The 11,790-nt window shown below is 43.7% G+C and carries 12 protein-coding genes; 7 read left to right on the top strand and 5 right to left on the bottom strand.

Going from position 1 to position 11,790, the window contains the following annotated elements:
- Nucleotides 1-3 precede the first annotated feature (3 nt).
- On the bottom strand, nucleotides 4-1,281 hold the full coding sequence (locus EYS00_RS08445) for a dipeptidase (RefSeq protein ID WP_130636119.1): 1,278 nt from the start codon (nucleotides 1,279-1,281) through the stop codon (nucleotides 4-6).
- A 189-nt stretch (nucleotides 1,282-1,470) separates the two neighbouring features.
- Here EYS00_RS08445 and EYS00_RS08440 point away from each other — a divergent pair, with 189 nt between their 5' ends.
- Both EYS00_RS08440 and EYS00_RS08435 read left to right on the top strand, forming a co-directional pair.
- Nucleotides 1,471-2,001: a cytochrome b/b6 domain-containing protein gene (locus tag EYS00_RS08440; protein WP_207301696.1), complete on the top strand. Its 531-nt coding sequence runs from the start codon at nucleotides 1,471-1,473 to the stop codon at nucleotides 1,999-2,001.
- Between the two features lie 155 nt (nucleotides 2,002-2,156).
- Complete coding sequence (locus EYS00_RS08435) at nucleotides 2,157-3,017, top strand: ABC transporter substrate-binding protein (RefSeq protein WP_130636118.1); 861 nt, start codon at nucleotides 2,157-2,159, stop codon at nucleotides 3,015-3,017.
- Here the strand turns inward: EYS00_RS08435 and EYS00_RS08430 are convergent.
- Nucleotides 3,006-3,467, bottom strand: a complete 462-nt coding sequence (locus EYS00_RS08430) for a GAF domain-containing protein (RefSeq protein WP_130636117.1) — start codon at nucleotides 3,465-3,467, stop codon at nucleotides 3,006-3,008. The genes EYS00_RS08435 and EYS00_RS08430 overlap by 12 nt on opposite strands.
- A 79-nt stretch (nucleotides 3,468-3,546) precedes the next feature.
- Nucleotides 3,547-4,371: an SDR family NAD(P)-dependent oxidoreductase gene (locus tag EYS00_RS08425; RefSeq protein ID WP_130636116.1), complete on the bottom strand. Its 825-nt coding sequence runs from the start codon at nucleotides 4,369-4,371 to the stop codon at nucleotides 3,547-3,549.
- Between the two features lie 293 nt (nucleotides 4,372-4,664).
- Between EYS00_RS08425 and EYS00_RS08420 the strand changes: the two genes are divergently transcribed.
- Nucleotides 4,665-5,507, top strand: coding sequence for an HDOD domain-containing protein (locus EYS00_RS08420; protein WP_130636115.1), 843 nt, complete (start codon nucleotides 4,665-4,667; stop codon nucleotides 5,505-5,507).
- A 2-nt stretch (nucleotides 5,508-5,509) separates the two neighbouring features.
- On the opposite strand, the gene EYS00_RS08415 is transcribed toward EYS00_RS08420, so the two are convergent.
- Nucleotides 5,510-6,325 carry an acyl-CoA thioesterase II gene (locus EYS00_RS08415; protein WP_130636114.1) on the bottom strand — a complete coding sequence of 272 codons (816 nt, stop codon included), beginning with the start codon at nucleotides 6,323-6,325 and terminating at the stop codon, nucleotides 5,510-5,512.
- Between the two features lie 164 nt (nucleotides 6,326-6,489).
- Between EYS00_RS08415 and EYS00_RS08410 the strand changes: the two genes are divergently transcribed.
- Together EYS00_RS08410 and EYS00_RS08405 are read left to right on the top strand one after the other, a co-directional pair.
- A complete protein-coding gene (locus EYS00_RS08410) occupies nucleotides 6,490-7,809 on the top strand; it encodes an MFS transporter (protein WP_130636113.1) in 1,320 nt (439 codons plus the stop codon).
- Nucleotides 7,810-7,847: 38 nt separating this feature from the next.
- On the top strand, nucleotides 7,848-8,642 hold the full coding sequence (locus EYS00_RS08405; protein WP_130636112.1) for an alpha/beta fold hydrolase: 795 nt from the start codon (nucleotides 7,848-7,850) through the stop codon (nucleotides 8,640-8,642).
- Here EYS00_RS08405 and glgC read toward each other — a convergent pair.
- A complete protein-coding gene (gene glgC, locus EYS00_RS08400; protein WP_130636111.1) occupies nucleotides 8,639-9,916 on the bottom strand; it encodes a glucose-1-phosphate adenylyltransferase in 1,278 nt (425 codons plus the stop codon). The genes EYS00_RS08405 and glgC overlap by 4 nt on opposite strands.
- Before the next feature lie 225 nt (nucleotides 9,917-10,141).
- Between glgC and EYS00_RS08395 the strand changes: the two genes are divergently transcribed.
- Together EYS00_RS08395 and EYS00_RS08390 are read left to right on the top strand one after the other, a co-directional pair.
- Entirely contained in the window at nucleotides 10,142-11,119 is a 978-nt protein-coding gene (locus EYS00_RS08395; RefSeq protein ID WP_130636110.1) for a nucleoside hydrolase, read from the top strand.
- Between the two features lie 42 nt (nucleotides 11,120-11,161).
- Entirely contained in the window at nucleotides 11,162-11,695 is a 534-nt protein-coding gene (locus EYS00_RS08390) for an SRPBCC family protein (protein WP_130636109.1), read from the top strand.
- Nucleotides 11,696-11,790 lie beyond the last annotated feature (95 nt).

Below are 11,790 nucleotides of genomic sequence, written 5' to 3'. Positions count from 1 at the left end.
GTTTTAAACGTTTGACGATTGAATTTCAGCCGCTATTCGCTGAACGTCACGGAATACGCGCATTAGATTGCCGCTCCAGATCTTCTCAATATCTTGCTCAGAATAACCCCGTCGAACGAGTTCGATGGTGATATTCATCACTTCGCTAGCATCAAATATACCGTCGATACCGCCGCCACCGTCGAAATCGCAACCTATTCCCACATGATCAATACCCGCGATTTTTACTATATGGTCGATATGATCTACTACGTCATTGACGTTTGCAGCGGGTACAGGAAATTGCTCGTTGAGTTCATTAAATGCAGCTCTTGCTGCTTTTCTCTCTTCTTGATTCATTTCACCAAACGGCTTCATTCCCGCACGCAATGCTGCAACTGCAGCATCTCTCTCGGGGTTTTCTGGTGCATCTCGAAGGTAGTCTGACAACATAGTCAACTGAACCACACCACCATTTTCGGCCATCAGTTTAAGCATGTCATCCGACATATTTCTATCGTGTGCTGTTACCGCGCGCGCATTGGAATGACTTGCAATAATAGGAGCTTTTGAAACGGCAATGGCGTCATAAAACACCTCTTCACTACCGTGAGATACGTCAACCATAATGCCGAGTCGGTTCATTTCAAGCACCACTTGTTCGCCAAATGGGCTTATGCCTTGATGTTCAGGGCCTTTTGAATCAGTAGCTGAGTCGGCAAGGTCATTATTTGTAGAATGCACAAGTGTAATGTAGCGAACTCCTTTATTGTAAAAGAGCTCGATGTTGGAAATATCGTCGCCTATGGGGTAGCCGTTCTCAATGGCAAGATAGATAGCACGCTTTCCTTCTTTCTCTAGCGCGTAGGCATCATCCGGAGTAAGTGCCAAACCTACAGTGTCTGAGTTAGCTTCTGTTGATGCAATTACCGCGTCGATCATCTGAAGACCTAAAGCTTTTGCTCGGCTATTCCCCTCATCGTCTCTGATATTTTGAGCTACAAATGCTGCAAAAAATATCGCGTCTAAGCCACCCTCTATCATACGGGGGTAATCAACTTTAGACCCTGACTCATTCGGATCGTGTCGCTCTGCCATATCAAAGCCCGGTTCGATCATGCGTAGAGGCGTGTCAGCGTGAGAGTCGAAGGTAAGTACTCTGTCGTGGATCTCTAATGCTCGTGCTACCAACTCATCTTCAGATTCTACAGAGGTGTCATTCTGAATTGTCGGAGCGTTTGGACTGCATGCAGCTAACACTGTGAGAATCGCGGTAAAAAAGAATATCCGTTTTTTAAGCATAGTGTTTTCCGTTCAACAAGTTACGTGATTGGGATGTTTGTGTGACGTGTTTAACGACATTAAACCTATTTAAATTCAAAAGCAAAGGTTGGATGAACATTGACAACGTTGATTTAATGAGCTGTCAAGTTGCCGAGTTTTACTTCGAAGATTACAATGTAAGCAAAACGAAGGAATGAGGTATCTTTCATGGAAATGATGTCTAAGGAAACTCCCATATCTAAAGGGTACATTGCTGACCGAGCATTGCACTGGATTTCGGCGATTCTGCTGCTTCTCATGCTCTTGAATTTGTCATCACAACTTCACAACGTAGACTGGGATATTAAAGGGCAAGTGGAGCACAGACAGGATGCCGTCGAAATGCACGCTATTTTCGGAGTTGTACTCGTTGTGGTAACACTCATTCGTTTGGCGTTACCACGTATTGTGAAAGTACCCTTGAAACGAATTGTACCCAAATCTCCTCGTCACAGTCTTTTTATCACGGCCACTCATATTGCAATGTATACATGCATATTTATGTTGGCTGGTACAGGTGTATTACTGGTAAGTAACTACGAGATACCGTTATCCATTTTCGGGGTTGATTTAGCACCTGACAGAGAGGCTTTTTATGGGGTTTTCCCAGATGTGCATGTTGTACATATGCACCTAAAGCAATCAATATGGTGGTTAATCGCCATTCATTTTGCAGGAATAATGTACGCAAAACGCTGAGCTATTTTGTCTTGTGCTAAAACGGTTAGCGCGATAGCCGTTTTTGCTACTACACTGAAAACGAAGCGATATCTAATTATAAATTGCGTGGTCATAATATCGGGTATTTGATTTTTAAAAAGTGATCGCGCGTAAAATAAGCGTTTGGTATTTGTGTGCGATTAGTAAGCTTTTTATCTATTTTAATTGTGTTTTTGACATCTTTTCAGTGTTCAGGGAAGGAGCCTCTCATCTATTGGGGGATTGGTCACAAGCGTAATCCATACATCACTGAGTTATTAACGCTTGTTTTAAATCAAGCGCAGCCAAATTCTTATCAGGTTTCCCCACTTACTCCTGACATTCCTCACTTTAGAGCGTTTCAAGCATTAGAAGCGAATAACACGATAGACATTGTTATTGGTTACGCTACTGAGGAGCGCCTATCAAAATATCGAGCTATTGAACTCCCTATAATGAAGGGACTAAACGGTTGGCGTGTTTCAATTGTTAGAGACAATAATATAGATTTGTTAAAAGGGGTTGAGACGACGGAGCAACTTAGTGCATTTAAGCCTGGACTGTTTCACACTTGGACTGACAACCAGATATTGCTCGCCAATAAACTCACTACAGTGACAGGTACCGATTACGAGGGGCTCTTCAAAATGTTGAGTAAAGAGCGTTTTGATTATCTACCTCTGACAATTTTAGATGTTGAAGATGAGTATGCAGTAAGAAAGGACTACCCAGACCTAGATATTGCTATTGACCCTCATGTGCTTATTGTCTACCCGGTATGTTTCTATTTTTACGTTAATAAAACCAACACTGAGTTAGCAACGCTTATAGAAGATGGCTTCGAAGCGATTATTATTAATGGTCAGTTTGAGGCGTTGTTTCATCGGTATTTCAATTCATCTATTGAGAAACTCGCTGGCCCGACACGAACTATCATTCAACTAGAAAATCCACTATTGCCTGAGAGCGTGCCGTTAAACCGCGATGATTTATGGATGCACCAGTTATTGAACTGAACCTAACCAATCAGCGATAGCATTAATAAATTTAAAATCGTCCTCGGTAAACGGGTCTCGTGGCATAGCTGCAGAGAAGTTGACCGTACCTAAAATGATCCCACTGTTCGACGTGATTGGTGCACCAATATAGGATTCTAATTTGAAGTGGGTGTAACATGGATGTGTTGCTATTACACTTTTCCCCGCATTGTGAAAACCCACCGCATGATTTGCATTAAGTGTATGACAACAGTAGGTTTCACCCACAGAAAATTGGGTGCCCGGCGTGATCATATCGCCAGGGCTGACTGCATACTGCACGGTGTATACATCATCATTTATGCGACTGACAATAGCGATACCAAGGCCTAGAGCATCTAGGCCCAATTCAAGTATGCGAGACACCTTGACGTCAGTCGTGGAATCATTGTCGGTAATTGTTGTTTGAAGTTGTTTATACCAGTCCAATTTAGGTCTCCGTGATACTGCTCTTGAGAGTGAGTAGATAACACAGATAGGCTTGCGACAATTAGACTTTAGGTAATGCTCAAACGGTCAATGGCGCTAATATTTGTTCAATAACTCCGACTAAGTCTTTGTTTTTATTTTCATTCAATGCATCAGGGTGTGGCGCTGCCCAATCACCGTAGTCATTGTCAAAATAACGCCCAGTGATGCCTTCAAAGGATGGGTCGGTTGCGAGACGAACAAGGATATCTGCGCCAATACTGATATCTTTCCCTTCCGTTCCGTAAGCATCTTTTACCATCTTACTTCCTAGAAAAGACGCAGGGTTTACCGCGATAAATGAGGGAACATCGCTAGAGTTCGACGTAGCTCTAAGGGTAGTTGCAAGATAGAAGGTCCACATTGTGATGGCGAGTTTGCTTTGAGCGTATGCAGAGCTATCCGAGAGATTGATATTGTGCTGCATTGCTTCGAGGTTAACCGGTGCTTGTGCTGCCGATGATAAATTGACGACTCTGCTGTTTGCTCCAAGTATCGGTAATAATGATGTAGTGAGTAAGTAGGGAGCAATCGTATTAACAACGAATCTGACATCCATGCCATCTTGAGTGATGGTTTGATTAACCTTAAATACGCCTGCGTTGTTGACAATGACATCTAGCTTGTCGTGTCGAGATTTGAGCGCCGTTACCATTCGTTTTACGTGTTTCAAATCAGATAAATCAGCGTCATAGGTTTCTATGGTCACTTGTGGATATTGAGCTTGGAGAGACGTCTTTAGTTGAGCTAGCTTATCCGTGTTGCGACCGTGAAGTAGCAAGTGTTGGCCTTGCTTTGCGAGCTTCTTCGCTGTTTCTAACCCAATGCCATCTGTTGCACCAGTGAGTAAAATAGATTTTTTCATAAGATAAATGAAGGCTCGTTAATATTCGATATTGAGTAGCATAGAAACAAGCTTAAACTCAAATTATTGCATTGTATATTTAGCTTAATAGAATTCATTATATAGATTTCGGATATAATCCTGGGCACACAAAAAAGCTTACTAAACTCACCAATAGGTATATTCAACTTATTGATGATGACTATCTACATTGACGGAAGGTAAAATAACAACCACTATTTAAGTGTGGCCATTTTTGAAGGGATGTTTATTGGCGTTAACCCGTTGTAGTAAAAGCCAACAGGAGTGACAGAATGAATATCGACGATATTGCAGCTCAGGCGAAAGATACTTTTGTGTTACCTGAGTCAGTGACCCGCTTAAAAAACTGTATGGATGACCAAGCATCTACTATGGATGATATTGCTGATATCATTGGTTTTGACCCGTCATTGGCAAGCCAACTTCTCAGAGTGGCAAATTCAGCCTTGTACCGTTTTCCAAGAAGTATCGATACTATCTCAAGAGCGCTCCAAGTGGTGGGAACAAGAGCGACCTATGATTTAGCTCTCGCCTATGGTGTGAGTCATGCATTCAGCGATATTGATGGCAAGACAGTCGATTTAGACAAGTTCTGGGAGCAAAGTGTTTCTTGTGGGCTGTTGGCAAAATACTTCGGTGAGCTTCGCGGGAATAAACAGTCAGAGCGTTTGTTTGTGTCAGGGTTGCTTCACCATATTGGAGAATTAGCCACTGTGGCTCTCGCACCCGAAAAGGCGCAACGTTGTCAGGATTTCAATGCGCGTGTTACACCAGCTCAGCTTCAGCAAAGCATACTGGGTTTTTACTATACAGAACTGTCCGCAAAACTGATTGAAAACTGGGGTATTCCAACGGAAATTTCAGACCCTATTAGTCATATTCATTTCTCGCAGCAATATGATGACGAGGAATCTCGAATTCTACAGCTTTCTTACACATTAGCTTTAGACAATGTAAATCCTGAAGTCTACCCGAGCTATCACAATCTAGAAGAGGGGCATTATGAACCTCTTGCGCTCGATAGGGAGTCACTTGAAGATGCCCTTGATATCACCAATCTACAGTGTATCTCGGTGATATCTTTGTTTAACCCCAGTTCTTATGTCCTGTATTAACGCTAGTCGAAGATAGCAACAGTTTGGCGACTGATGGCGATAACTTCGTTGTGTTTGTCCCAAATAGTCGCTTCCGTATGGCCGTATCCGTCGGCTGCCTGCCGTGTACTTGCCTGATATGCAAACCAGTCTGTAGGGAGCACAGGGTTGTGCGGGTGAATAAATTCAATGTTCCAGCTGACTGTGCTTGCAGGCGCGGGTAGTTTCATCATTTGCAGTACAGTAGGAGGCCAAGAGTCAATCATTGAGACAATATGGGCATCGGTAATTTTTTCCGGAGGCTGTTTAAAGCGCATAAAACCGTGATACTCGCTCCCTTTTTTACGAGTAAATGGAAGGCCTCCTTTATCAATAGATAGGTCGAAATGACGCAAGAATTTTGGTGTCACTTTCGGTATTTGGGGAATAAATTTACCCTTTTTAGGGATCGGCATTTCATGCCTTTCATTGTTCTCGACCTTAATGCCAGATTTACGTGCAACACCAAAGCATGCTTGAACGAAAACACAGACTTTACCGTCTTGCTTGGCTTCAGCAACATATTGAGAGACGCTTTTACCTTGTCGCAATAATCTGACTTCAATTGAAAAGGGAGTTTCTAGGGCGAGTGGCCCAACAAAGTTAGTGGTAAGTGAGCGGAGTACTCTACCGTCCTCAACCTGTTGCTGAATAGCACTGAATACCATACCTGCGGAGATACCTCCGTAAGCCGTTCTCCCTTGTGCCCAATCTTTAGGAATGGCCAGTCCATCTACCTGCCAATGGTTGTCGCTGGTTTGTGATAGCGGAGGCAAATTTAATAGTTCGTCTACTGTCATTGTCTGGTCTGATGAGTTTGTCTTGCCGTCATCCTAACTCAACCCACAGCGAATACAAGATGTGACTTGCTACTTTTGTTATATTTACAAATAAATAACAATTAGTTGTTGTTTTGTTTACTTGATGCCTAGACTGGAACCTATCAAAAAATAAAGGACAGACTATGTCAGAGTTAAAGGCTCAAGCCCTTGATGTAAATGAACGAACTAGTTCGAGAAGTTACAGAAACTATGTTCTTTTTATTCTAACCTTAGTGTACGCATTTAATTTTATTGATAGACAAATCATAGGAATTTTGTCGCCTTTCATTAAAGCCGATTTAGGTTTAGACGACGCACAGCTAGGCTGGTTAAAAGGAATATATTTTGCCTTGCTGTACACCATAGTTGGTATTCCAATCGCGTGGCTCGCCGATAGGTATAGTCGGGTTAATATCATCGCTATCTCGCTGACGCTGTGGAGTGGGTTTACCGCAGTGTCTGGTTTAGCGTCTAATTATGTTCAACTCGCCTTGGCACGCATAGGTGTGGGAATCGGCGAAGCGGGTGGTAGTCCACCATCGCACAGCATTATTTCTGATTTATTTCCCAAAGAAAAACGTGCAGGTGCATTGGCCATATATTCTCTGGGTATTCCCTTCGGTATTATGCTCGCCTTTTTTGCTTCTGCGTTTTTTTTGCAGGGAGGAAGTGCCGATTGGCGTATTGTCATGATTAGTGTTGGGCTGCCAGGTATTTTGTTGGCGTTGCTACTTAAGTTTACCGTTAGGGAGCCTGAGCGAACCCAAGTGGTAAAAGACGAAACTAGCAACGCGCCAAGCGTCAAAGCATCACTAAAACAACTTCTAAAAGTGCCAACATGGTGGGGGATGGCGTTAGGTATATCATTTGGTTCGTTCGGTAACTACGCTATTTCCACATGGGTTATCGACTACTATGTGAGAGCCTTCGCGGGACTTGATATCACACAGCTACTTGTCGCATTTGGTATTGTGAATGGTACTGCTTATGCACTAGGTGTTTGGTTGGGAGGCGTCATTGCTGATAAGTGGGGCAAGCACAATAAAAAGGCCTACGCATTGTTACCTGCAATAGCGCTTATCATTGGTGTTCCTGCATTTTATGCGTCTCTTCAGGTTAACGACCTGTGGTTATCCGTGGGTCTGATGACATTCCTACTATTTACCAGTGGCTCTTACTTAGGACCTAGTTTTGCAATGGCGCAGACACTCGCGCCAGTAAATGTGAGAGCAATGTCAACAGCATTGTTTTTCTTTGTATTGAATATCATTGCTCTGGGCGGCGGTCCAACACTTACCGGAATCATCAGTGAAGCACTGGTGCCTTCTTTAGGGCCCGTTGAAGCATTGCGCACTGCACTGTGCTATCTGCTTATTCCATACACCTTGTCAATTGCTGTTTTCTTATGGACAAGTACAAGAATTGAAAATGATTGGGCGATGGCGGAAGCGAGAGGGCTGTAGTACGATTCGGTCCGCGTTTTAAGGAGAAAATTACACCGATGAGTAAAGTCACGTTTCATTTTGCACACGCAAATGGATTTCCTGCGCCAAGCTACAATGTGCTGTTTTCTGCATTGCCCAATGCATATGAACGTATTCATGTTGATAAGTTCGGTCATGACCCGTTGCTGCCCGTTAATAAAAACTGGCGCAATCAAGTAACGGAACTCATTAATCACATTGCCTCTTATAACAATGCTGATGGTATATATGCTATTGGGCATTCATTTGGTGCGGTCATCTCATACATGGCCGCATGTGAGGCGCCTCATTTATTCAAGGGATTAATCATGCTCGATCCGCCCTTAGTTGTAGGGCCAATGAGTACCTTTTTGCGTCTAGTGAAAAAAACACCACTCATCGACAAGGTTACGCCTGCAAATCTTGCTAAAACTCGAAACACTCAGTGGGACAAGCAAACGGATATGGTTTCTTATTTCCAGAGTAAAGCCTTGTTTAAGTACATGGATGAGCGTTGCGTAAGAGACTATGTAAATGCGGTGACAGAACACAAAGACGACAAAATAAATCTGACGTTTAGTGCAGATGTGGAAGCGAATTTGTTTCGAAACGTACCTCACAACTTAAATCGCTACCAAGGTAAATTGGCGTGTCCAGCGTTATTGGTGACCGCTAAAAACAGTAAAGTGTGTCATCCAATGATGATCAAAGCGTTGCGAAAACAGAATAATGTCGATCATATGGTTGCTCCTGGGGGGCATATGTTTCCCCTTGAGCAGCCTGAAAAGGTGGCAGAAATTATTACTGCCACCTTGGAACGGTGGGAGAGTTAACCTTGAGCGCTTAAGCCGCCTACAGGTTGACCCAGCATCTCACGGGTGACTAGTACCACGCCTTTTTCAGAGACTCTGAACCCTTTTTTCCTATCCTCGTCGTGGTTGTATCCAATCACTGTGCCTTCGGGGACAATACAGCCACGATCAATAAGCACTTTACGTAGCTTACAGTGAGGCATGATTTCTACGTCAGGAAGAATAACCGCGTCTTCTATGAGACTGTACGAATGCACTCTAACGTTCGAGAAGCAGATAGAGCCTCTTAGTGAAGCGCCCGAAATAATACAGCCACCGGAAACGACTGAATTAACTGCATCACCTCGTCGTTCTTGACCTTCCCATACAAATTTCGCTGGCGGGAGCTGCTCTTGGTATGTCCAAATCGGCCATTTTTGATCGTAAAGATTTAACTGTGGAACCGGTGATACCAACTCCATGTTTGCTTCCCAAAAAGAATCGATGGTACCCACATCGCGCCAGTAGGCTTTGTCACCATCGCTACTTTCAAATTGATATGCATAAACTGGGTGATCTTTGATAATCGCTGGAATGATATCCTTACCAAAGTCTCGCTGTGAGCCAGAGGTTTCTGCGTCTCTGCGAAGCTGTTCAAATAAGAAGTCTGTGTCGAATACGTAGTTGCCCATTGATGCCAAGCAACGCGTTGGGTCATGGGGTAGAGGGCTAGGATTGGCTGGCTTCTCCTCAAATCCGTTGATGCGATATTCTTCATCAACAGACATCACGCCGAAGGCGCCTGCGGCTTCTTCGACAGGCACAGACATACATGACACTGTCATTTTGGCACCTGTTTCCACGTGACGAGCCAGCATGCTGCCATAGTCCATTCGATAAATATGGTCGCCAGACAAAATCATTACATATTTTGGTAATTCATCTCGAATAATATCGATGTTTTGAAATACAGCATCTGCGGTACCTTCATACCAACTATCTGAAAAGCGCTGCGATGCAGGAAGGATTTCAACTGACTCGCCGAGCTCCTTTTTAAAGTGTCCCCAGCCCCTCACCAAATGGCGGATAAGAGAGTGAGATTTATACTGTGTTACAACGCCAATACGTCGAATTCCAGAGTTAACACAGTTGGATAAGGGAAAATCAATTATTCGAAATTTGCCGCCAAAATAGAGCGCCGGCTTAGCGCGCCATGTTGTCAGTTCATGCAAACGTGACCCTCTACCACCAGCCAAAATAAGTGCGTAGGTATCTCGGGTCAGATTACTAATATAGCGTGAACTGTTGTCTGCCATATTTGGAATCTCCATGTGTGGGACACAATACTGCCAGTGTCAGTGTATATGTTGATGAAGCAGCCAGCGATGCTGCTTACGGTGCTAGACATGAACAATGTCTAAGAAAAAAGGTTTTTTGTGATAACCTAATTCCATCTTACACAAGTAAAATCAGAATGCTACGGCCATTCTTAAAAGAATGTAAGAATATCGTGAATAAAGTTAATAAAGCGTAGATATACAATGACATCAGACCACAGAACCCCCGTCATATTTGACCATGACGGCGGAATCGATGATTTACTCTCTTTGCTTCTTTTGTTGAGGCTCCCCAATATTCAGGTAATTGGCGTAACTATTGCCCCCGCTGATTGCTATCCTGATGACGCACTTATCAGTACCCGAAAATTACTGACATTGACTGGCAATAACCATATTCCGGTAGCAGTAGGTAACCTAAGCGGACCTAATCCTTTTCCTCCAGAATGGCGTGCTCAGCCTAAAATGTGCCATGCGACTCCCGTTATGCTTCGTACCTCCCTCGATAGTGTGGTTGTGAGTGATTTATCTGCGGATGCATGGATGGAACGTACGCTGTCGCAATCCACTGGTGGGGTTACCGTGCTCAAAACCGGTCCCGCGACGAACTTAGCCGCTGTGCTTAGTCGCAATCCTGAGCTAGCAAGCAAGATAGAGAAAGTAGTATGGATGGGTGGCGCGGTAGATGTTAAAGGTAACGTTGCCATGCATGACCACAATGGTACTGCTGAGTGGAATGCATACTGGGATCCAAAGGCGACGCGAGAATTAGTGAAAAGCGGCGTACCACTTTGTTTGGTCCCGTTGGATGCTACAAATGCGTTGCCAGTCAGCTGGCCTTTCTTACAGCAATTAGCCGAGAAAAATACACCAGTATCTGACCTCGCTGGGCAATTCTGGGCTGCGACGGTTACGGCAATACCATCCTATGAATTTACTTATTTTTTGTGGGATATTTTATCTACCTGCGTGTTGGCATTACCCGCAGATAAATTAACCGTTGAGTCTGGCTCAATTAATGTCAGTACAGTGACACCTAACGCAGGACAAACATTTAGAGATGAAGAAAGTGGATTTTCTTGCACTTGGGTATCAGAGGTTGATGCTGAGTACGTCAAGGCGATGGTAATTCACTACTTAAGTGGAGAATTTATTCACGCGCCCATGCCATTTGTTAAATAATTGTTATATATTCTCCTTAGGAAATTGGAACAGGAGATTTAAATGGCAGCTTTGAAAAAACTTATTCTAGGGTTTGTAATACTAGTGGTCACCCTTTCGGCTATCGGATTGATATTACCCAAGCATTACAACGTTGAACGCAGTATTGTGATTAACGCAGGCCCAGATGTTGTTTACCCAGAAGTTGTCAATCTCAAGGCTTGGCCAACGTGGGGGGTGTGGTTTAAACGCGACCCAGCGATGGAGCTTGTTTACTCAGGTCCAGATAGAGCGATAGGCATGCGCTCTGAGTGGAAAAGCGTTTCCGAAGGCAATGGTGAAATGGAAATTACCGCTCTAGAACACAATAAAAAAGTCGTTTATAGCTTGTATTTTCCTGATATGGATATGGGGTCTACTGGCACTATCGAATTTATGCCAAGCAATTCAGGTACAAGAGTCGTTTGGCGTGATGAAGGCGAGGTTGGATATAATCCTGTAGATCGCTACGTCGTACTGATGATTGACAGTTTACTTGGCCCTGACTTTGAAGCCGGTTTAGAAAACCTTAAGGTGGTGGTTGAGAATCGGGGCTGAGTAAAGCCTTAAAGGGAAAGCAACACACTTTTTACCGCACGCCGCAATCACATCCTTGTGGGCGCGGCTTAAGTTCTTATAGGTTATACAAAGTA

The organism is Alteromonas sp. KUL49 (assembly GCF_006538345.1).
GTDB lineage: Bacteria > Pseudomonadota > Gammaproteobacteria > Enterobacterales > Alteromonadaceae > Alteromonas.
The sequence above is the reverse complement of the archived record's forward strand: the minus strand, read 5'-3'. Positions and strand labels throughout refer to the sequence as shown.

Excerpts from the sequence above, each read along its gene's own strand:
- EYS00_RS08425 (WP_130636116.1), bottom strand. The coding sequence starts at position 4,371 with ATGAAAAAATCTATTTTACTCACTGGTGCAACAGATGGCATTGGGTTA.
- EYS00_RS08440 (WP_207301696.1), top strand. The coding sequence starts at position 1,471 with ATGGAAATGATGTCTAAGGAAACTCCCATATCTAAAGGGTACATTGCT.
- EYS00_RS08410 (WP_130636113.1), top strand. The coding sequence starts at position 6,490 with ATGTCAGAGTTAAAGGCTCAAGCCCTTGATGTAAATGAACGAACTAGT.
- EYS00_RS08395 (WP_130636110.1), top strand. The coding sequence starts at position 10,142 with ATGACATCAGACCACAGAACCCCCGTCATATTTGACCATGACGGCGGA.
- EYS00_RS08420 (WP_130636115.1), top strand. The coding sequence starts at position 4,665 with ATGAATATCGACGATATTGCAGCTCAGGCGAAAGATACTTTTGTGTTA.
- EYS00_RS08415 (WP_130636114.1), bottom strand. The coding sequence starts at position 6,325 with ATGACAGTAGACGAACTATTAAATTTGCCTCCGCTATCACAAACCAGC.
- glgC (WP_130636111.1), bottom strand. The coding sequence starts at position 9,916 with ATGGCAGACAACAGTTCACGCTATATTAGTAATCTGACCCGAGATACC.
- EYS00_RS08445 (WP_130636119.1), bottom strand. The coding sequence starts at position 1,281 with ATGCTTAAAAAACGGATATTCTTTTTTACCGCGATTCTCACAGTGTTA.
- EYS00_RS08405 (WP_130636112.1), top strand. The coding sequence starts at position 7,848 with ATGAGTAAAGTCACGTTTCATTTTGCACACGCAAATGGATTTCCTGCG.
- EYS00_RS08390 (WP_130636109.1), top strand. The coding sequence starts at position 11,162 with ATGGCAGCTTTGAAAAAACTTATTCTAGGGTTTGTAATACTAGTGGTC.